Annotated in this window: 19 protein-coding genes; 5 read left to right on the top strand and 14 right to left on the bottom strand. The window is 59.0% G+C overall.

All coding sequences use genetic code 11. The annotated features are described in order from the left end of the window. Positions 1-18: 18 nt before the first annotated feature. The gene (gene dnaG, locus OTG14_RS19365) at positions 19-1,764 is read right to left on the bottom strand and encodes a DNA primase (protein ID WP_023294585.1); all 1,746 of its coding nucleotides are present in this window, start codon (positions 1,762-1,764) and stop codon (positions 19-21) included. 115 nt (positions 1,765-1,879) lie between these two features. Beyond that, on the bottom strand, positions 1,880-2,095 hold the full coding sequence (gene rpsU, locus OTG14_RS19360; RefSeq protein WP_001144069.1) for a 30S ribosomal protein S21: 216 nt from the start codon (positions 2,093-2,095) through the stop codon (positions 1,880-1,882). 236 nt (positions 2,096-2,331) lie between these two features. On the opposite strand from rpsU, the gene tsaD reads away from it, so the two are divergent. Next, the gene (gene tsaD, locus OTG14_RS19355; RefSeq protein ID WP_267215624.1) at positions 2,332-3,345 is read left to right on the top strand and encodes a tRNA (adenosine(37)-N6)-threonylcarbamoyltransferase complex transferase subunit TsaD; all 1,014 of its coding nucleotides are present in this window, start codon (positions 2,332-2,334) and stop codon (positions 3,343-3,345) included. An 87-nt stretch (positions 3,346-3,432) separates the two neighbouring features. Here the strand turns inward: tsaD and ureG are convergent, their stop codons facing one another. The 10 genes from ureG to plsY all read right to left on the bottom strand — a co-directional run bounded on the left by ureG (position 3,433) and on the right by plsY (position 11,207). Then, positions 3,433-4,050 carry an urease accessory protein UreG gene (ureG, locus tag OTG14_RS19350; protein WP_024906473.1) on the bottom strand — a complete coding sequence of 206 codons (618 nt, stop codon included), beginning with the start codon at positions 4,048-4,050 and terminating at the stop codon, positions 3,433-3,435. A 9-nt stretch (positions 4,051-4,059) separates the two neighbouring features. Continuing rightward, positions 4,060-4,734 carry an urease accessory protein UreF gene (locus tag OTG14_RS19345; RefSeq protein ID WP_267215623.1) on the bottom strand — a complete coding sequence of 225 codons (675 nt, stop codon included), beginning with the start codon at positions 4,732-4,734 and terminating at the stop codon, positions 4,060-4,062. After that, the gene (locus OTG14_RS19340) at positions 4,734-5,273 is read right to left on the bottom strand and encodes a HupE/UreJ family protein (RefSeq protein ID WP_267215622.1); all 540 of its coding nucleotides are present in this window, start codon (positions 5,271-5,273) and stop codon (positions 4,734-4,736) included. Before OTG14_RS19340 ends, OTG14_RS19345 begins: the two co-directional genes overlap by 1 nt. A gap of 9 nt (positions 5,274-5,282) precedes the next feature. Beyond that, a complete protein-coding gene (gene ureE, locus OTG14_RS19335; RefSeq protein ID WP_045909994.1) occupies positions 5,283-5,747 on the bottom strand; it encodes an urease accessory protein UreE in 465 nt (154 codons plus the stop codon). Positions 5,748-5,756: 9 nt separating this feature from the next. Next, a complete protein-coding gene (gene ureC / locus OTG14_RS19330) occupies positions 5,757-7,460 on the bottom strand; it encodes an urease subunit alpha (RefSeq protein WP_267215621.1) in 1,704 nt (567 codons plus the stop codon). After that, positions 7,453-7,767 (bottom strand): urease subunit beta, encoded by a 315-nt coding sequence (locus tag OTG14_RS19325; RefSeq protein WP_267215636.1) that lies wholly within the window; start codon positions 7,765-7,767, stop codon positions 7,453-7,455. The genes ureC and OTG14_RS19325 overlap by 8 nt, the downstream gene beginning before the upstream one ends. A gap of 10 nt (positions 7,768-7,777) precedes the next feature. Further along, a complete protein-coding gene (locus OTG14_RS19320) occupies positions 7,778-8,080 on the bottom strand; it encodes an urease subunit gamma (RefSeq protein ID WP_006811999.1) in 303 nt (100 codons plus the stop codon). A gap of 10 nt (positions 8,081-8,090) precedes the next feature. Beyond that, positions 8,091-8,918, bottom strand: coding sequence for an urease accessory protein UreD (locus tag OTG14_RS19315; RefSeq protein WP_267215620.1), 828 nt, complete (start codon positions 8,916-8,918; stop codon positions 8,091-8,093). Positions 8,919-9,035: 117 nt separating this feature from the next. Further along, entirely contained in the window at positions 9,036-10,502 is a 1,467-nt protein-coding gene (locus tag OTG14_RS19310; RefSeq protein WP_267215619.1) for an MFS transporter, read from the bottom strand. A gap of 84 nt (positions 10,503-10,586) precedes the next feature. Beyond that, complete coding sequence (gene plsY / locus OTG14_RS19305) at positions 10,587-11,207, bottom strand: glycerol-3-phosphate 1-O-acyltransferase PlsY (protein WP_023309216.1); 621 nt, start codon at positions 11,205-11,207, stop codon at positions 10,587-10,589. Positions 11,208-11,314: 107 nt separating this feature from the next. On the opposite strand from plsY, the gene folB reads away from it, so the two are divergent. Both folB and bacA read left to right on the top strand, forming a co-directional pair. Continuing rightward, positions 11,315-11,683: a bifunctional dihydroneopterin aldolase/7,8-dihydroneopterin epimerase gene (gene folB / locus OTG14_RS19300; protein WP_267215618.1), complete on the top strand. Its 369-nt coding sequence runs from the start codon at positions 11,315-11,317 to the stop codon at positions 11,681-11,683. A gap of 105 nt (positions 11,684-11,788) precedes the next feature. Then, entirely contained in the window at positions 11,789-12,610 is an 822-nt protein-coding gene (bacA, locus tag OTG14_RS19295; RefSeq protein ID WP_024906482.1) for an undecaprenyl-diphosphate phosphatase, read from the top strand. A 10-nt stretch (positions 12,611-12,620) separates the two neighbouring features. Here the strand turns inward: bacA and OTG14_RS19290 are convergent, their stop codons facing one another. Together OTG14_RS19290 and OTG14_RS19285 are read right to left on the bottom strand one after the other, a co-directional pair. Next, a complete protein-coding gene (locus tag OTG14_RS19290) occupies positions 12,621-13,862 on the bottom strand; it encodes a multifunctional CCA addition/repair protein (protein ID WP_032650479.1) in 1,242 nt (413 codons plus the stop codon). 60 nt (positions 13,863-13,922) lie between these two features. Then, the gene (locus OTG14_RS19285; protein WP_024906484.1) at positions 13,923-14,543 is read right to left on the bottom strand and encodes a TIGR04211 family SH3 domain-containing protein; all 621 of its coding nucleotides are present in this window, start codon (positions 14,541-14,543) and stop codon (positions 13,923-13,925) included. Between the two features lie 229 nt (positions 14,544-14,772). Here OTG14_RS19285 and OTG14_RS19280 point away from each other — a divergent pair, with 229 nt between their 5' ends. Both OTG14_RS19280 and glnE read left to right on the top strand, forming a co-directional pair. After that, the gene (locus OTG14_RS19280) at positions 14,773-16,074 is read left to right on the top strand and encodes a CYTH domain-containing protein (RefSeq protein ID WP_024906485.1); all 1,302 of its coding nucleotides are present in this window, start codon (positions 14,773-14,775) and stop codon (positions 16,072-16,074) included. A 21-nt stretch (positions 16,075-16,095) separates the two neighbouring features. Beyond that, positions 16,096-18,951, top strand: a complete 2,856-nt coding sequence (gene glnE / locus OTG14_RS19275) for a bifunctional [glutamate--ammonia ligase]-adenylyl-L-tyrosine phosphorylase/[glutamate--ammonia-ligase] adenylyltransferase (protein ID WP_267215617.1) — start codon at positions 16,096-16,098, stop codon at positions 18,949-18,951. The last annotated feature ends 4 nt before the right edge of the window (positions 18,952-18,955 follow it).

Below are 18,955 nucleotides of genomic sequence, written 5' to 3'. Positions count from 1 at the left end.
TTAAGCCGTTAAATTTCTTTATTTCTTCGCCAGTTCCTGGTTAATCATCCAGAGCTCCCGGCGTTCTTCGCTGCTTAAACCGTGTGTGCGCTCGCGAGCTATCAACTCTTCCTGGCGCAGCTCAAGCATCGAATCAAACATATGGTTGAGTGAGTCGGTGAACGTTTTTTCTGCAATGTCCTTATCTGCTATATCGTCCCACATCGACAATTTTTCAAGGGTAGCGGCCTCTTTTGTGCCGCGATAATGTTCTAAAAGTTGTCCGGTGGTCAGACCTGGCTGTGATAAACACGTGTTGACCAGTTCTGAAAATAAGCCAAGTCCGGGCAATTTTTCGTGGTTCAAACCCGCCAGCGACGGCACCTGTGGCGCCAGTTCGGGGTTTTGTACCAGTAACCCTATCAGTATACGCATGGTTGTGCGTTTTAGCTGAGGCGCGGGGCGAACCGCGCCGTTTTCAGCCTGTTTAGGCATTAAACGTTCAAGCTGGCTGTCATCCAGAATGCCGAGCTTGTTGCCTAACTCCTGACGCAGATAGATGCGCAGCGTTTCGCCGGGCACCTGGCTGATTAACGGCAGCGCCAGCGTGCTGAGCTGCGCGCGCCCGTCAGGGGTACTCAAATCGACCTGCGGCATCAGGCTGTTAAACAAAAACGTGGAGAGCGGCTGAGCTTGCTCCATCCGCGCTTCAAACGCCGCTTTGCCCTCTTTACGCACCAGCGTATCCGGGTCTTCACCGTCGGGCAGAAACATAAAGCGTAGCTGACGCCCGTCGGTCATATAGGGTAGCGCGGTTTCCAGCGCGCGCCAGGCGGCATCGCGTCCTGCGCGGTCACCGTCGTAACAGCAGATGACGTTGTTGGTCACCCTGAACAGCAGTTGAATATGATCGGCGGTGGTGGACGTTCCTAACGATGCAACCGCGTAGTTGATGTCGTACTGCGCCAGTGCAACGACGTCCATATAGCCTTCGACGACCAGAAGACGCGGAGGTTCCGCGTTATCCTGCTGCGCCTCATAAAGACCGTAAAGCTGGCGGCCTTTATGGAAAATATCGGTTTCCGGGGAGTTGAGGTACTTCGGCAGGGCATCACCCAGCACGCGACCACCAAAACCAATTACCCGGCCTCGCTTGTCGCGGATTGGGAACATCACCCGTTCGCGGAAGCGGTCGTAGCTTCGTCCCTGGTCGTTGGTGACCAGCATGCCTGCATCGATGAGAGACTTACGATCTTCGCTATTGCCGCCAAAACGCTTTAACACGTTGTCCCAGCCGGGCGGGGCGTAGCCAATAGCGAAACGCGCAATGACATCGTCGCTCAGTCCGCGCTTGTTCAGATACTGACGCGCAGGCTCAGCCGCAGAGTGCTTAAGAGACTGTTGGTAAAACGAATTCAGGCCATCCATCAGTTGATACAGCGTTTGCCGTTGATGGCGCTCGATCTGACTTGGCCCACTGCCTGCTTCATACGGCACTTCAAGGTTATGCATCGCCGCCAGCTCTTCGACGGTTTCAACGAACTCGAGCTTGTCGTAGTTCATCAAAAAATCGACGGCATTACCGTGTGCGCCACAGCCGAAGCAATGGTAGAACTGCTTTTCACCGTTTACGGTGAAGGAGGGGGTTTTTTCGTTATGGAACGGACAGCACGCATGGTAGTTCTTGCCCTGCTTTTTCAGCTTTACCCGCGCGTCGATGAGATCGACGATGTCGGTTCTGGCAAGCAGGTCATTGATGAAAACGCGTGGGATTCTTCCGGCCATATGCCCCAAAATTTTAAGCGACTTATAAACGAAAACAAGCCGCGCATTCCTTCCGGAAGCACGGCCTTACGACTATTACTCTGTCTGTCAATTGAGGGCTGAGGCCCTCAACCAATTAGTACAGACGAGTACGGCGTGCGTTTTCGCGAGCCAGTTTCTTCGCGTGACGTTTCACAGCGGAAGCTTTAGCGCGCTTACGTTCGGTCGTTGGTTTTTCATAAAACTCACGACGACGAACTTCAGCCAGAACACCTGCTTTCTCGCATGAACGTTTGAAGCGACGCAGTGCTACGTCGAACGGCTCGTTTTCACGTACTTTAATTACCGGCATGTAACTCTCACCTTTAATAAATTCGGTTTGCCGCTGGCATCAACGCCAGCTTATTTCAAAATGGTGCGGAATTTTACTGCAAATGCTGCTGCTTTGTAAAGCACCGATGCGATTTTGAAAGGGACTTTAATAAGGGTGAGGAGTATACACGAGCCTTCTTCCTGGGGCGAACAAAGTTTTACATCAACCCGCCCAGGCTCTACACTGCGCGGTATTGAAACGAGGTAAAACAAGTCATGCGTGTACTGGGTATTGAAACATCCTGCGATGAAACCGGCATCGCCATTTACGACGACGAAAAAGGGCTTCTGGCCAACCAGCTGTATAGTCAGGTGAAATTGCACGCTGACTACGGCGGCGTCGTGCCTGAACTGGCCTCTCGTGACCACGTGCGTAAAACGGTTCCCCTGATTCAGGCGGCGCTGAAAGAAGCAGGATTAACGGCAAAAGAAATTGATGCAGTGGCGTATACCGCAGGCCCGGGCCTGGTCGGCGCGCTGCTGGTCGGCGCAACGGTTGGCCGTTCGCTGGCCTTCGCGTGGGATGTGCCGGCGATCCCGGTTCACCATATGGAAGGGCACCTTCTGGCACCGATGCTGGAAGATAATCCGCCTGAATTTCCGTTTGTGGCGCTGCTGGTCTCCGGCGGTCACACGCAGCTGATTAGCGTAACGGGCATTGGCAAATACGAGCTGCTGGGCGAGTCGATCGACGATGCCGCCGGTGAAGCGTTCGACAAAACCGCCAAGCTGCTGGGACTCGATTACCCTGGTGGGCCGATGCTGTCGAAAATGGCGTCACAGGGAACGGAAGGGCGCTTTGTCTTCCCGCGCCCGATGACCGATCGTCCGGGGCTGGACTTCAGCTTCTCCGGGCTGAAAACCTTCGCGGCCAACACGATCCGCAATAACGATGATAGCGAGCAGACCCGCGCCGATATCGCCCGCGCGTTTGAAGATGCGGTGGTGGATACGCTGATGATCAAGTGCAAGCGCGCGCTGGATCAGACCGGCTTTAAGCGTCTGGTGATGGCGGGCGGCGTCAGCGCCAACCGCACGCTGCGCGCGAAGCTCGCCGAGATGATGCAAAAGCGTCGCGGAGAAGTGTTCTACGCGCGTCCGGAATTCTGCACCGATAACGGGGCGATGATCGCCTACGCGGGTATGGTGCGCCTGAACGCTGGCGCAACGTCTGACCTGAGCGTGTCCGTGCGTCCGCGCTGGCCGCTGGCGGAACTGCCTGAGGCGTGAGTTTTTTTGTCCGGTGGCGCTGCGCTTACCGAGCCTACGGTTTTGTAGGCCGGGTCAGGCGAAGCCGCCACCCGGCAACAAACCGCACTACACCCGCAGCATCCCTTTCTCTTCCAGAAACGCAATAATCGTCGCTAAACCGTCCCCCGCCTTCAGGTTGGTAAAGGTCCATGGACGCTCGCCGCGCATGCGGTTGGTGTCGCGCTCCATCACCTCCAGCGACGCACCGACGTACGGCGCGAGATCGGTTTTGTTGATCACCAGAAAATCGGATTTGGTGATCCCCGGCCCGCCCTTGCGCGGGATTTTTTCCCCTTCGGCCACGTCGATCACGTAAATAGTCAAATCCGCCAGCTCCGGGCTGAACGTCGCGCTCAGGTTATCCCCGCCGCTTTCAACGAAGATCAGATCCAGATTGCCGAACTTCTCACTGAGCGCTTCCACCGCCGCCAGGTTCATTGAGGCGTCTTCGCGGATGGCGGTATGCGGACAGCCGCCCGTCTCCACGCCCACGATGCGCTCCGGCGCCAGCGCGCCCGCCTCGGTCAGAATGCGCTGATCCTCTTTGGTGTAGATATCGTTGGTTACCACCGCAAGATGGTAGGTATCGCGCATCGCCTTGCAGAGCGCTTCCAGCAGCGCGGTTTTGCCCGATCCTACCGGGCCGCCTACGCCCACGCGCAGGGGATGTTTGTAATCAGCCATATTGACTCCTCAGGAACGGAATAGTCGTGAATATTGGGTTTCGTGGCGCGCGGAGGCGATGGCGGACAGCGGCGTTGCTGCCCCCAGCGCGTCGTCGCGACGTAAAAATGCCTGTTCAAAACCAGCGGCGTAGTGGTCGCTCAGTTCGATAATCAGCTGCTGTGCGGCCTGCTGCCCAAACGGCACCAGCTTGACGCCTGCCATCACCGCGCTCTCAATCCAGCTGTAGCCAAGGCTCAGCGCCAGCTCGCGCACGCTAATGCCCCAGCGTACGCCGAGCCAGGCCATGCCGCAGAGCTGGCTTTGCATAAACAGCGGTAGCCATTCGGGCGGACAGTCAGGTTCCCAGCTCTTAATCAGTCGCGTAAAGGCCGCCCCACGGTTGCGCTCCTCTTCGCGCAGCTCGCGCGTTTCACGGCAGGCGAGAAGGTATGCCGTCCAGCGTTTTGCATTTGTAAGAGAGGATTGCTCACAGGCCTGATAAAGACGGATAAACAGCGGCAGATCGACGCAGAAAAAGCTCTGCTCCATCTGCTGTATTTGCCAGCGTTTAAAGGCGTCGGCGTCCGTGACCCAGCCCGCCTCAACGGCCCACTCCAGCCCCTGCGACCAGGTAAACGACCCGACCGGCAGGCTGCTGCTGGAGAGCTGCATCAGGCGCAGCCTCTGACGGGCGTGCTCCATCAGCTCATCAGCGCCAGCAGGGCGGACACAATCAGCCCGCCGCCAAAGGTTTTACGCAGCCCGTCGTGACGGCGCAGCAGCAATCCTGCGGCGAAACTGGCGCACAGCACCGTGGCGCTGGCGAACATAAACCCGCTGGTGAAGAGCCAGAAGTTATGGCCGGACATCTCCACGCCGTGCGCCCAGCCGTGGAACATCGCCAGGGCAGGCACCGCCAGCAGCAGGCGATTTTCGGTTTTAAACATCATCACGCCGCTGACCGCCAGCGAGGCGATAATCAGCATCTCCATGCCGCTAAAGCCGCCGAGCAGACTGCCCGCAACGGCACCGACAAGCATCATCCCGAGGGTGGCAAACGGCAGCAGGAGCTTGCGGCCGCTCAGCGCCGACAGCACGCCTGCACCGGTCAGCATCAGGAGATGATCGAGCCCGGTCAGCGGATGGAAAAAACCGGCCTGAAAGCTGTCGGCGCCGTAGCCGGGATGCGCGAGCGCGGGAACGGAAAAGGCCAGCAGTAACAGGGGGAGTAACTTGCGCATGATGGATCCTTAATGTGAATGGGTATGAGCGTGGCTATGGCTGTGGGCATCGCTGGCGTACGCGCCCGCTTCCGGTTCAAACGGCAGGCTGGCGTAGGTTACCTCCAGCCCAAACTGGCGCAGCATGTCGTCGAGAACGTGATCGTGGTGATAGCGCAGCTCGCCGGGCATGACCTGCAGCGGCACGTGGCGGTTGCCCAGGTGGTAGCAGGCGCGGGCGAGCAGGAACGGATCGGCGCAGCGCACCACGGAGACCGACTCAGGTGCGGCGATCACTTCGATCACTTCGCTGCCGTCGTCGGTGGTCAGCAGGTCGCCCCCGCGCAGCAGCAGGCCGCGCGGCAGCATCAGCCCGGCTTCGCGGCCGTCGTTAAGCGCCACGCGGGCGCGGCTTTTCACCCGCACGTCAATCGGCAGCGTGACGCTGGCGGTAGTTTGATGCGCATGGTCCAGGCGTTGGGTCAGATAAATCATCATCACTCCTCAAAACAGGAAATAGCGTTGCGCCATCGGCAGAACGTCAGCCGGTTCGCTGGTAATCAGTTCGCCGTCGACGCGCACCTCGTAGGTTTGCGAATCGACGGTGATGTTCGGCTGCAGGCCGTTGTGGATCATGTCCGCCTTTTTCACCGTCCGGCAGCCTTTTACCACCGCGGTGGCGCTTTGCAGGTTGAGCTGCTGCGGGATACCGTTCGCACTGGCCGCCTGCGAGACAAACGTCAGTCGGGTGGCGTGGCGCGCGGCGCCCAGCGCACCAAACATCGGGCGGTAATGCACCGGCTGCGGCGTGGGGATCGAGGCGTTGATATCCCCCATCGGCGCGCAGGCGATCATCCCGCCCTTGACGATGGTGGCGGGTTTGACGCCGAAGAACGCCGGAGACCAGACGACCAGATCCGCCAGCTTGCCCGCCTCAATCGAACCCACTTCATGGGCGATACCGTGGGTCAACGCCGGGTTAATGGTGTACTTGGCGACATAGCGCTTCACGCGGAAGTTATCGTTCTCGCCTGTCTCTTCCGGCAGCGCGCCGCGCTGGACCTTCATGCGGTGCGCGACCTGCCAGGTGCGGATAATCACTTCCCCGACGCGGCCCATGGCCTGAGAGTCTGACGAGGTGAGCGAGAACGCGCCGATATCGTGCAGCACGTCTTCAGCGGCGATGGTCTCCCGGCGAATGCGGGATTCTGCAAACGCCACGTCCTCGGCGATATCCGGGTCGAGGTGATGGCAAACCATCAGCATGTCGAGATGCTCGTCGATGGTATTGACCGTGTAGGGCAGCGTTGGGTTGGTGGAAGAGGGCAGAATATTCGGGTGCGCGCAAGCGGTGATGATATCCGGCGCGTGGCCACCGCCCGCCCCTTCGGTGTGGAAGGTGTGAATGGTGCGCCCGCCAATGGCGGCCAGCGTGTCTTCGACAAACCCGGACTCGTTCAGCGTGTCGCTGTGCAGCGCCACCTGAATGTCCATCTCTTCGGCCACCTCCAGCGAGCAGTTGATCGCCGCAGGCGTCGCGCCCCAGTCTTCGTGGATTTTAAGCCCGATGGCGCCGGCGGCAATCTGCTCGCGCAGGGCATCCGGGCTGGAGCCGTTACCTTTGCCGAGCAGGCCGATATTCACCGGCAGCGTATCGGCAGCCTGCAGCATGCGGGCGATATACCACGGCCCCGGCGTGCAGGTGGTGGCGTTGGTGCCCGCCGCGGGTCCGGTGCCGCCGCCGATCATGGTGGTGACGCCGGAGACCAGCGCCTCTTCCGCCTGCTGCGGGCAGATCCAGTGGATGTGGGTGTCGATCCCGCCAGCGGTGACGATCTTTCCTTCGGCGGCAATCACTTCGGTTGCGGCACCAATCGGGATCGTCACACCGGGCTGAATGTCCGGGTTTCCGGCTTTACCGACGGCAAAGATCCGCCCGTCCTTGACGCCGATATCGGCTTTTACGATCCCCCAGTGATCGACGATCAGCGCGTTGGTCAGCACCAGATCCACGCAGCCGTCTGCGGTCATCTGCCCCTGACCCATGCCGTCGCGGATCACCTTCCCGCCGCCGAATTTAACCTCTTCGCCGTAGACCGTGAGATCGTCTTCCACTTCGATCCACAGCTCGCTGTCGGCCAGCCGCACTTTATCCCCGGTTGTGGGGCCGAACATATCGGCATAGGCCCGGCGTGAAATCTCAGCCATGTTTCACCTCGCCCATCACCTCGCCGCGAAAGCCGACAATGCGCTGCGCGCCGGCGACCTGAACCAGCGTGACTTCCCGCTTCTGGCCGGGCTCGAAGCGCACGGCGGTACCCGCCGGGATGTTCAGCCGGTAGCCTCGGGTCACCTCACGGTCAAACTTCAGCGCCGGGTTGACCTCGTAAAAGTGGTAGTGCGATCCGACCTGGATCGGCCTGTCGCCGTGGTTTTCAACAATCACGGCTTGGGTTTCGCGCCCGACGTTGATCGCAATCGCGCCGGGCTGGATCTGATATTCGCCAGGGATCATCATGCGCTCCTTAGACGATCGGGTTATGGACGGTGACGAGCTTCGATCCGTCCGGGAAGGTGGCTTCGACCTGAATATCCGGGATCATCTCCGGGACGCCCTCCATTACCTGGTCGCGCCTCAGGACGTGGCGGCCTGCCTCCATCAGCGAGGCGACGGTTTCGCCATCGCGCGCGCCTTCCATGATGAAGGCGCTGATCAGCGCGACCGATTCCGGGTAATTGAGCTTTACCCCGCGCGCAAGGCGGCGTTCGGCAACCAGCGCGGCGGTGAACAGCAACAGCTTGTCTTTTTCTCTGGGGGTCAGTTCCATAACGTTTCTCTTATGTCTGCCAGATACGCGGCGAACAGGCGGTTTTGGTGGTGAGAAGCGGGCGAAGCGACTGCCAGACGTCGCGCATCACCCGCTGACAAATCAGGTTATCGTGGGAGAGAAAACGCACCGACAGCAGGCCATCGGTGAGCGTTGCACCTGCATAATTTTCCAGCGGTGCGAGGCGTTCACGCACCGCGTCGAGATGTTCTTCCCGGGCAGGGTAGAACAGCAGCGTGCCAATCCACGGATGCCCGGCGACGGGCGTGAGATCGCCGTCGCTAAGGTGCTGACGCTCAATCAGGCGCGGCTCGTCATCTACCCACACCTCAAGACGGCTCTCCAGCGTGCCGTGGCTGAAGGTTTCGTTTATCACCGGGCGGCCCAGGCAGTACAGCTCCCACGCCAGCAGCGTGCTGGAGGCCTTCAGGTGGAAAACGGAGCGCAGCGCGGCATTCGCGCCGGGAAAAATAATCGTGTCCTGCGGCAGCCACTCCAGGGTGGAATCTTCCTCGAGATAAAAATGCTGGCTCAGACGAGCCTGCGGGCCGCTGCTGCGATAGAACTTGCTGGCGCCGGGCATGGTGATAAGCGCATGGCTTTTGGCGTCCAGCCGAACGGAAATGTCCAGCGTGTCACCGCCCACAATCCCGCCCGGCGGGTGCAGCAGGTAAAGGTGGCAGGTTTCCCCTTCGGGGTAAAACGGACGTTGAACGGTGAGCGGCCCGACGTGGTGGGCGGAGTGCAGGAGGGTTTTCTCAGAAGTGTGACAAAACTGCAGGGCAAGCGATGCCTGCCAGCCTTTGTACGAATTATCAGTGACCTGAGCTGCTAACATGCTGCATCCATTTCCACACCATCGGGATACGTTTCAGTATGCCCTGGCGGAAATGAAGGCTGTCATATGAGTCGCTTATGGATAAAAAAGCCGGCTCTTGTGAGCCGGTTTGCGGGACTAGCGGTAATCCTCCGCATCCACATCATACCCGGACGGCTCCCAGCGGATTGCCAGCAGCGATGCCAGGCCGATAAACGGCGCCAGCGCAATTACCCAGAACACGGCGGTATCCAGCGAGGCGACCAGCAGCGGGAACAGGAACAGCGACAGCGTCGAGCTGCTGCGCATCAGCGTCTGGTTAAGGCCGACGCCAACGCCGCGCAGCGAGGTCGGGTAGCTCAGCGAGGCGAACGTCATGGTATGCGCGCCCGGGCCAAAGCCTTGACCGAACAGGAATAGCGCCAGCATCGCCACGGCGAGAACGCCCACGGTGGCGCCTTCAGGGCGACCAATCAGCGCCAGTCCCAGCAGCGCGACCAGCTGGCAGGCATAACCCGCAAGCGACATCCGCCAGGCGCCGAAGCGCGGTACGTAGCGTACCGCCAGCAGTCCGCCAACGAAGGCAAACAGCAGGTTAAGCGCCAGAGATATCAGGATGGTGGTGAGCATCGACTGGACAAAGAAGCTGGAGATGATCACCGGCAGGCCAAACGCCACGGCGTTATAGGCAAACGAGGAGACGACGGACAGCAGCGTGGCGAGCGTCGTGCGGCGTAAGTAGATGCCGCGGAACAGGTTCAGATAGTTTGACCATTTCGCTTTATTCACGACAGGTGCGGGCTGGCTGAGCGCGTCCTGCGGCACGTGGGCATTGATGTTATACGACTGGCGTAAAATGGACGCCGCCTCTTTCAGGTTGCCCTGATTCGCCGCCCAGACCGGCGATTCGCTCATGTAGCGGCTGCGGATGGCGATAATCACCAGCGCGGGCACCGCGCCAAAGCCGAGAATCAAACGCCACAGCCAGTCGCTGTGGCTTTCCGGCAGCACGGCGTAGAAGAAAAGCACCAGCAGGTAGGAGATGCTGATGGCGGCATACCAGGTGGGGCACCACATCGCGACGCTGGAGGCCTTATTACCGGGCCCTTTCAGCCTGGCGAACTCGCTTAAAAACGCCATCGCTACGGGAAGATCGATCCCGACCCCGAGCCCCATCACAAAGCGGGCGCCCGCGAGCACATATTCGTTCGGGGCCAGCGCACAGGCGATGGCGGCCACCACGAAGAACACCATATCAGCCATAAACACGCGGTAGCGCCCGATTTTATCCGTGAGATAGCCGCCAAGCAGCGCCCCGACAATGGCGCCAAAGGTAATGGCCGAGGCCACCATACCGGTACCGGCGGGCGTCAGGTTAAATTCGCGGGTGATGTCTTTAATGCCGAATGCCAGCGCGCCCAGATCGTAGGCATCAAGGAAAATTCCGCCCAGCGCGATACCGACTACGATACGGGCGTTTGCCCGGCCCTGAGAACCGTCATTAACGAGACGTGATACATCCGATGCACTGCGCACCCACTGGATGTCGCCATCAGGGGGAATACCTGCCGTTGAAAGGGGAGTAGATTCTGTGATTTCAGCCATTTTCTTCTTATGTGGTTGTGTTGTGTCCCTAACAGTTACCACAGGCAGAAGGTGACCAAAATCACATTTGGCTATAAGGCATAACTAACCCTTCGGAGCGTCTTTTTTCTTTCTCTTGAGCTTCGTCCAGATTTTGGTCTCCTGACGACGCCACAGGCGCTGGATATTGTCGTGATGACGCAGCAGGATAAGACAGGAGAGCATCGACACCGGGAAGGTAAACTGGGGTTTGAACCACCAGACGTAGAACGGGGCGATCAGCGCGCTGACGATGGCGCCCAGCGACGAATAGCCGCTCAGCAGAATGGTCAGAAGCCAGGTCCCGGCCATGACGCCGGTTAAGTCCCAGCCGATGGGGGCAATGGCACCAAAGGCGGTCGCCACACCTTTGCCGCCTTTAAAGCCGAAGAATACGGGCCAGATGTGGCCGACGCAGGCAGCAATAGCAATGAGCCCCAGCCAGAACGGCGTGACGCCCAGCGCATACGCGCCCCAGACGGGTAGCATCCCTTTCAGAACATCAAAAATCAAAACCGCTACGGCTGCTCCCTTGCCGCCAATTCGTAGTACGTTGGTCGCCCCCGGATTCCCGGAACCATTTTCACGCGGGTCAGGTAACCCGGCAATGCGGCAGACCAGAATGGCGCTGGAGATTGAGCCGCAAAGATAGGCGAGGAGGATCATTCCAGGCGCGATTGCACTCATAACGCTGTTCCGTTTTGAAAATGTATCTGTATTCTCAGCATCTGTGGATAATACGCATAATTCGCCGGAAGTGGTATCCGGTTTAGCCAAAAAGCAGGCAGGTCGTGATGGATATTGTATTTATAGAGCAACTTTCGGTAATCACCACTATTGGTGTTTACGACTGGGAACAGACCATCGAGCAGAAACTGGTGTTCGATATCGAAATGGGCTGGGATAACCGCAAATCGGCAAAAAGCGATGACGTGAACGACTGTCTGAGCTATGCCGACATCAGTGAAATGGTCATCAACCATGTGGAAGGGCAACGTTTTGCGCTGGTCGAACGGGTGGCTGAAGAAGTCGCAGAATTGCTGCTGAAAAAATTTAACTCACCGTGGGTGCGCATCAAGCTGAGCAAGCCGGGCGCGGTGGCGCGCGCCGCCAACGTTGGCGTCATCATTGAGCGTGGCACAAATCTGAAAGGCAAGAATTAACGTCATAATTGCTAAACCAATTTAGGTTATACCGGTCTCAGGACTGTATCTTATCGGTTGTCCGTATGGGACACCGTTTTTTTATATCTTTTTAGGGGTTTATAGATGAGCGATATGCACTCGCTGCTGGTGGCGGCAATACTGGGTGTGGTCGAAGGATTGACGGAGTTTTTGCCGGTGTCCAGTACGGGCCATATGATTATCGTTGGCCATCTGCTGGGCTTTGAAGGGGATACCGCAAAAACGTTTGAAGTGGTGATCCAGCTGGGTTCGATTCTGGCGGTGGTCGTGATGTTCTGGCGCCGTCTGTTTGGTCTGATCGGCATCCATTTTGGCCGTCCGCCGCAGCACGAAGGGATGAGTAAAGGTCGCCTGTCGCTGATCCATATTCTGCTCGGGATGATCCCTGCGGTGGTGCTGGGCCTGGTTTTCCACGACGCCATCAAATCGCTGTTTAACCCAATTAACGTGATGTACGCGCTGGTGGTGGGGGGCTTCCTGCTGATCGCCGCGGAAGTGCTGAAGCCAAAAACGCCGCGCGCGGAAGGGCTGGACGATATGACGTATCGTCAGGCGTTTATCATTGGCTGCTTCCAGTGTCTGGCGCTGTGGCCGGGCTTCTCGCGTTCAGGCGCTACCATCTCCGGCGGGATGCTGATGGGCGTAAGCCGTTACGCCGCGTCAGAGTTCTCGTTCCTGCTGGCGGTGCCGATGATGATGGGCGCCACCGTACTCGACGTCTATAAGAGCTATCACTTCCTGACGGCAGGCGACATTCCGATGTTCGCCGTTGGCTTCATCACCGCGTTTATCGTGGCGCTGATTGCCATCAAAACCTTCCTGCAGTTGATTAAGCGTATCTCGTTTATTCCGTTCGCGATCTATCGCTTTATCGTCGCGGCTGCGGTGTACGTGGTCTTCTTCTGACCGATGGCCCTCAGTCTTTTGGCTGAGGGCAATGCTTTTCTTTCCAGTCAGACACCGCCTGAATTCGCCGTTTCGTGAGTTCTTCGCGAATTTCCGGTCCTTTGAATCCCGCCTCGACGACGTCCTTCGTGGGCACCGCTTTCGCCACCTCCCAGGCTTTACGCAGTAAACGTCCCTGCGGGTAATCGCACGCTTCAAACCCGGTACGCCCGCGCACGTCAGCTTCGCTGGTCAGCGCGATTTGCTCTACGCGCTGGGGTTTGCGCCAGGCGTCGATATTATCGAAAAGCTTAACGATGGTGGCCGGTTTCAGAATGGGGAAGGTGTGGATCAGATCGTGGAATTCGGCCACCAGCTTCGCCAGATCGCGGATCTCGTTCGGCACGCGCAGACGCTGGCACAGCCCCTCGACCAGCTTCACCCCTGCCGGACCGTGTCCGTGGTGCCGAGGCCAGAATTCTTTTGGCGTTAAGCCTTTGCCGAGATCGTGGCACAGGGTGGAAAAGCGCACGTCCACGTCAGGGCTGAGCATGGCCGCCATGCTCAGGGTCATCAGCGTATGTACGCCGGTATCAATTTCCGGGTGCCATTTTGCCGGGGCAGGTACGCCAAACAGCGCGTCTATTTCCGGGAACAGCACCTTCAGCGCGCCGCAGTCGCGCAGGACCTGGAAAAAGACCTGCGGGTTGCGCGTGGTGAGCGCATTTTCCGTCTCTTTCCAGACGCGCTCTGGCGTCAGGTGTTCCAGCTCGCCCGCCTCGGTCATGGCGGTCATCAGCGCCATTGTCTCATCGGCAATACGGAAACTGAGATGGGCGTAACGCGCGGCAAAGCGCGCCACGCGCAGCACGCGGAGCGGATCTTCAGAAAACGCCGGGGAGACGTGACGTAAAAGACGGTTGCGCAGATCGTCCTGACCGCCATAGGCGTCAACGATCTGCCCGTGCTCGTCCTGCGCCAGCGCGTTGATGGTGAGATCGCGGCGCAGGAGATCTTGCTCCAGCGTCACGTCCGGCGCGGCATAGCAGGTGAAGCCCGTATAGCCCGAGCCCGATTTCCGCTCGGTACGCGCCAGGGCATACTCTTCACGGCTTTTCGGGTGCAGGAACACGGGAAAATCGCGGCCTACCTGCTGGTAGCCCGCGTCGAGCATCTCTTCAGGGGTGGCGCCAACCACCACCCAGTCTTTATCTTTGACCGGCAGACCTAACAACGCATCACGTACCGCACCACCGACCAGATAACTCTTCACGCCCAACTCTCCCGTTTTCTCTTTTCCAGAATGATACGTAAGTCTGGCAGAGAAGACGAATTAGTTCATCCAGCGGTCTTTACGCTTACGGCTTGGGATCAGATGCGGCAGGACCAGACCCAGTACCAGACCCACGCCCAGCACGCCACCGCCATACATAAACCACTGCATGATAATGGTGCGCTGTTTGTCGTCGAGCTGCAGGTTGGCGGCATTCACTTTCTTCTGCGCGACAATCAGCTCGTTTTTCAGTTTCTGGTTCTCTTCTTTCAGGCCGTTAATCACACCGTCGCTTTGCGCCACTTTCTGCTGCATTTCAGCGGTGCGCTGGTTCCAGGTGCCGTCGATGTTGTTCAGCTTGTCGGTCAGGGTCTTCACCTGGTTTTCCAGATCCGGCACGCGCGTGCGCAGGCTTGGCACGGTGCTCAACTCTTTCAGCGGGATCCAGGAAGTACGACCGGTACTGTCGCGAACCTGACCGTAGTTGGTGTCCGCATTGGTTTGTAACAGGGTGACTTCCTCGCCGGCATTTACCGTGCCCACGAGGCGATAATTATCTCCGGGGCCACTGCGTACCCAGGTGTTCAGTTCGTCAGAAACGTAACGCTTTTCTTCAGCGTGCACGGCGGTTGCGGCGCTAAAAGCGAGTAAAGTAAGTCCAATCAGGCGTAATTTAAGCATCATTAGTCGTTATTTTCATAAATAGTGGAACGATAGTAGTGGCAACAGTGTCTCTACGCAAAGCATTCGTCAGCAATCAGAATCATCTGTGTCACGACTCTACACATTTACGCCCGACAAATTGCTCATTGCATGGCAATTTGGCGCAAAATACTATGTACTGACAAACAAATGGCGAGGAAGTTCGCCCTCATTGACGCGTCTGTGACGCACGCAAAAGTACAAGGCTATGGCACAAGAAATCGAATTAAAGTTTATCGTCGAAAAAGACAGCGTTGACGCACTCCGCCAGCATCTGCATACGCTTTCCGGCGAACACCATGCACCGGTACAACTGCTTAATATCTATTACGAAACGCCAGACAACTGGCTGCGCCGCCACGATATGGGGCTGCGTATCCGGGGCGCGGGCGGGCGCTACGAGATGACGATGAAAATTGCCGGCCGCGTGGTCGGCGGCTTGCATCAGCGCCCGGAATACAATATCGACATCAGCAAGCCAGAACTTGAGCTGGAACGTTTCCCGGCGGAGGTCTGGCCGGAAGGCGAACTGCCTTCCACGCTGGCGGAACAGGTACAGCCGCTGTTCAGCACCGATTTCTGGCGCGAAAAATGGCTGGTGACGGAAGGCAAAAGCCGCATCGAAATCGCCCTCGATCTGGGGGACGTGAAGGCGGGTGAGTTCCAGGAACCGATTTGCGAACTGGAGCTTGAGCTGCTGGAAGGTGACGCAAATGACGTGCTGAAGCTGGCGCGCAGGCTGGTAAACCAGTCCGGATTACGTCAGGGAAGCCTGAGTAAAGCCGCGCGAGGTTACCATCTGGCCGCCGGAAATGCGCCGCGCGTGCTGAAAGAGACGACCATTTTGCACGTTGCGCCGAAAGCCAGCGTTGAACAGGGTCTGGAAGCCGCGCTGGAGCTGGCGCTTTCTCAGTGGCAATACCATGAAGAGCTGTGGGTGCGGAATGTGAAAAACGCCAAATCCCACGTGCTGGCGGCGATTGCTCTGGTGCGCCATACCCTTGCGCTGTTCGGCGGTATTGTTCCTCGCAAAGCGAGCGCTCACTTACGTGACCTGCTGACGCAGACCGAAACGCTGATGCTCTCCGATGTCTCGGCGCAAACGGCGATCTACAGCCCGCAAACCGCCACGGCAAAACTGGCGCTGACCGAGTTTCTGGTGACGCGCGGCTGGCGCGCCTTCCTGGATGCGAAAGCAGAGGCCAAAATCGCGGAAAACTTTAAGCGTTTCGCGGATATTCATCTTTCCCGTCATGCCGCTGAACTGAAGAGCACCTTTGCCTATCCGCTCGGCGATAAGTATGGCGATCAGCTTCCCCGTCTGTCGCGCAACATCGACAGCATGCTGCTCCTTTCCGGTGCCTACGACGGGCCACAGGCGCAGGCGTGGCTGGAAAACTGGCAGGGGCTGAAGCATGCCATCGAAACCCGCCAGCATATTGAGATCGAGCATTTCCGTAACGAGGCCATTTCGCAGGAGCCGTTCTGGCTGCACAGCGGAAAACGTTAACTCTGGCAAGGAACCCCTAAAATGCCGCTTTCTTCACCGTTACAGCAGCAGTGGCAGACCGTGTGCGAACGTCTGCCTGAATCATTACCGGCGTCATCCTTAAGCGAGCAGGCGAAAAGCGTGCTCGCCTTCAGTGATTTTGTGCAGGAAAGCATCACCGCCTACCCGAACTGGCTGGTGGAGCTTGAGAACGCACCGCCGCAGGCGGACGAGTGGCGGCACTATGCCGGCTGGCTGCATGCCGCGCTTGAAGACGTAGCGGATGAGACGACGCTGATGCGCGTCCTGCGTCAGTTCCGCCGTCGGATGATGGTGCGCATTGCCTGGGCTCAGGCGCTGGAGCTTGTGAGCGAAGAGAGTACGCTGCAGCAGCTAAGCGAGCTGGCGCAAACGCTGATTGTCGCCGCGCGCGACTGGCTCTACGCCGCCTGCTGTAAAGAGTGGGGCACGCCGTGCAGCGAGGAAGGGGTTCCTCAGCCGCTGTTGATTCTGGGGATGGGCAAGCTGGGCGGCTGCGAGCTGAACTTCTCCTCCGATATCGACCTGATTTTTGCCTGGCCTGAGAACGGCTCCACGCGCGGCGGCCGTCGCGAGCTGGACAACGCCCAGTTCTTTACCCGCCTCGGTCAGCGTCTGATTAAGGCGCTGGATCAGCCCACGCAGGACGGTTTTGTTTACCGCGTGGACATGCGCCTGCGGCCGTTCGGTGACAGTGGCCCGCTGGTGCTGAGCTTTGCCGCGCTGGAAGATTATTACCAGGAGCAGGGGCGCGACTGGGAGCGTTATGCGATGGTTAAAGCGCGGATCATGGGCGACAGCGACGACGCCTACGCCAACGAGCTGCGCGCCATGCTGCGCCCGTTCGTGTTCCGTCGCTATATCGACTTCAGCGTCATCCAGTCCCTGCGTAATATGAAAGGGATGATCGCCCGTGAGGTTCGCCGTCGTGGGCTGAAGGACAACATCAAGCTTGGCGCGGGCGGCATTCGCGAAATCGAATTTATCGTCCAGGTCTTCCAGCTGATTCGCGGCGGGCGTGAGCCGTCGTTACAGTCCCGTTCACTGCTGCCGACGCTGAGCGCCATCGAGCAGCTGCACCTGCTGCCGGACGGCGACGCGCAAACCCTGCGCGAGGCCTATCTGTTCCTGCGTCGTCTGGAAAACCTGCTGCAAAGTATCAACGACGAACAGACTCAGACCCTGCCGGGGGATGACCTTAACCGGGCGCGTCTGGCCTGGGGGATGCGGGTGGACGACTGGTCAACGCTGACCGAACGGCTCGATGCCCATATGGCAGGCGTGCGCCGCATCTTTAACGAACTGATCGGTGATGACGAAAGCGAATCGCAGGACGATGCGCTTTCCGAGCACTGGCGCGAGCTGTGGCAGGATGCGCTCCAGGAAGATGACACGACCCCCGTGCTGGCGCACCTGAGTGACGATGCCCGGCATCGCGTGGTGGCGCTAATCGCCGATTTCCGTCTTGAGCTGAACAAACGCGCCATCGGCCCGCGCGGCCGTCAGGTGCTGGATCACCTGATGCCGCACCTGCTGAGCGAGGTCTGCTCGCGGGCGGATGCGCCGGTGCCGCTGTCGCGCATGATGCCGTTGCTGAGTGGGATCATCACGCGTACCACGTACCTTGAGCTTCTGAGCGAGTTTCCGGGGGCGCTGAAGCATCTGATTACGCTCTGCGCCGCCTCGCCGATGGTGGCCAACAAGCTGGCGCGCTATCCGCTGCTGCTGGATGAACTGCTCGACCCGAACACCCTGTATCAACCCACGGCGACGGATGCCTACCGGGACGAGCTGCGTCAGTATCTGCTGCGCGTGCCGGAAGAAGACGAAGAGCAGCAGCTGGAGGCGCTGCGCCAGTTTAAGCAGGCGCAGATGCTGCGCGTGGCGGCTGCGGATATCGCCGGAACGCTGCCGGTGATGAAAGTGAGCGATCACTTAACCTGGCTCGCGGAGGCGATCATCGACGCGGTAGTGCAGCAGGCGTGGGTGCAGATGGTGGCCCGCTACGGCCAGCCGAAGCACCTTGCTGACCGTGAGGGGCGAGGGTTTGCCGTGGTCGGTTACGGCAAGCTCGGCGGCTGGGAGCTGGGATACAGCTCCGATCTGGATTTAATCTTCCTGCACGACTGCCCGGTTGACGTGATGACCGACGGCGAGCGCGAGATTGACGGGCGTCAGTTCTACCTGCGCCTGGCGCAGCGCATCATGCACCTGTTCAGCACCCGCACCTCGTCGGGCATTTTGTATGAAGTCGATGCGCGCCTGCGTCCGTCCGGCGCGGCGGGCATGCTGGTGACCTCAACGGAATCCTTCGCCGATTACCAGAAGAATGAAGCCTGGACGTGGGAGCATCAGGCGCTGGTGCGCGCCCGCGTGGTGTATGGCGATCCGCAGCTCAAAACGCAGTTCGATGCCATCCGTAAGGACGTCATGACCACCTCACGCGAGGGCAGTACGCTGCAGACCGAAGTGCGCGAGATGCGCGAGAAAATGCGCGCGCATCTCGGCAATAAACACCGCGATCGTTTTGATATCAAAGCCGACGAGGGCGGGATCACCGATATTGAGTTCATTACCCAGTATCTGGTGCTGCTCCACGCCCACGACAAGCCGAAGCTGACCCGCTGGTCTGATAACGTGCGCATTCTGGAACTGCTGGCGCAAAACGACATCATGGACGAACAGGAGGCGCAGGCCTTAACCCGCGCCTACACGACGCTGCGCGACGAGCTTCATCACCTGGCGCTGCAGGAGGAACCGGGGCACGTGGCGCTGGACTGTTTCACTGCTGAACGCGCTCAGGTAACGGCCAGCTGGCAGAAGTGGCTGGTGGAACCGTGCGTAACAAATCAAGTGTGATATT

Origin of the sequence: Enterobacter pseudoroggenkampii (assembly GCF_026420145.1) — a bacterium.
In the GTDB taxonomy this organism is placed as follows: domain Bacteria; phylum Pseudomonadota; class Gammaproteobacteria; order Enterobacterales; family Enterobacteriaceae; genus Enterobacter; species Enterobacter pseudoroggenkampii.
This window is presented reverse-complemented; position numbering and strand designations above follow the sequence as displayed.

Bases quoted from the DNA above. Each gene is read 5' to 3' on its own strand.
- dnaG (WP_023294585.1), bottom strand. From the start codon at position 1,764: ATGGCCGGAAGAATCCCACGCGTTTTCATCAATGACCTGCTTGCCAGA.
- rpsU (WP_001144069.1), bottom strand. From the start codon at position 2,095: ATGCCGGTAATTAAAGTACGTGAAAACGAGCCGTTCGACGTAGCACTG.
- tsaD (WP_267215624.1), top strand. From the start codon at position 2,332: ATGCGTGTACTGGGTATTGAAACATCCTGCGATGAAACCGGCATCGCC.
- ureG (WP_024906473.1), bottom strand. From the start codon at position 4,050: ATGGCTGATTACAAACATCCCCTGCGCGTGGGCGTAGGCGGCCCGGTA.
- OTG14_RS19345 (WP_267215623.1), bottom strand. From the start codon at position 4,734: ATGGAGCACGCCCGTCAGAGGCTGCGCCTGATGCAGCTCTCCAGCAGC.
- OTG14_RS19340 (WP_267215622.1), bottom strand. From the start codon at position 5,273: ATGCGCAAGTTACTCCCCCTGTTACTGCTGGCCTTTTCCGTTCCCGCG.
- ureE (WP_045909994.1), bottom strand. From the start codon at position 5,747: ATGATTTATCTGACCCAACGCCTGGACCATGCGCATCAAACTACCGCC.
- ureC (WP_267215621.1), bottom strand. From the start codon at position 7,460: ATGGCTGAGATTTCACGCCGGGCCTATGCCGATATGTTCGGCCCCACA.
- OTG14_RS19325 (WP_267215636.1), bottom strand. From the start codon at position 7,767: ATGATCCCTGGCGAATATCAGATCCAGCCCGGCGCGATTGCGATCAAC.
- OTG14_RS19320 (WP_006811999.1), bottom strand. From the start codon at position 8,080: ATGGAACTGACCCCCAGAGAAAAAGACAAGCTGTTGCTGTTCACCGCC.
- OTG14_RS19315 (WP_267215620.1), bottom strand. From the start codon at position 8,918: ATGTTAGCAGCTCAGGTCACTGATAATTCGTACAAAGGCTGGCAGGCA.
- OTG14_RS19310 (WP_267215619.1), bottom strand. From the start codon at position 10,502: ATGGCTGAAATCACAGAATCTACTCCCCTTTCAACGGCAGGTATTCCC.
- plsY (WP_023309216.1), bottom strand. From the start codon at position 11,207: ATGAGTGCAATCGCGCCTGGAATGATCCTCCTCGCCTATCTTTGCGGC.
- folB (WP_267215618.1), top strand. From the start codon at position 11,315: ATGGATATTGTATTTATAGAGCAACTTTCGGTAATCACCACTATTGGT.
- bacA (WP_024906482.1), top strand. From the start codon at position 11,789: ATGAGCGATATGCACTCGCTGCTGGTGGCGGCAATACTGGGTGTGGTC.
- OTG14_RS19285 (WP_024906484.1), bottom strand. From the start codon at position 14,543: ATGCTTAAATTACGCCTGATTGGACTTACTTTACTCGCTTTTAGCGCC.
- OTG14_RS19280 (WP_024906485.1), top strand. From the start codon at position 14,773: ATGGCACAAGAAATCGAATTAAAGTTTATCGTCGAAAAAGACAGCGTT.
- glnE (WP_267215617.1), top strand. From the start codon at position 16,096: ATGCCGCTTTCTTCACCGTTACAGCAGCAGTGGCAGACCGTGTGCGAA.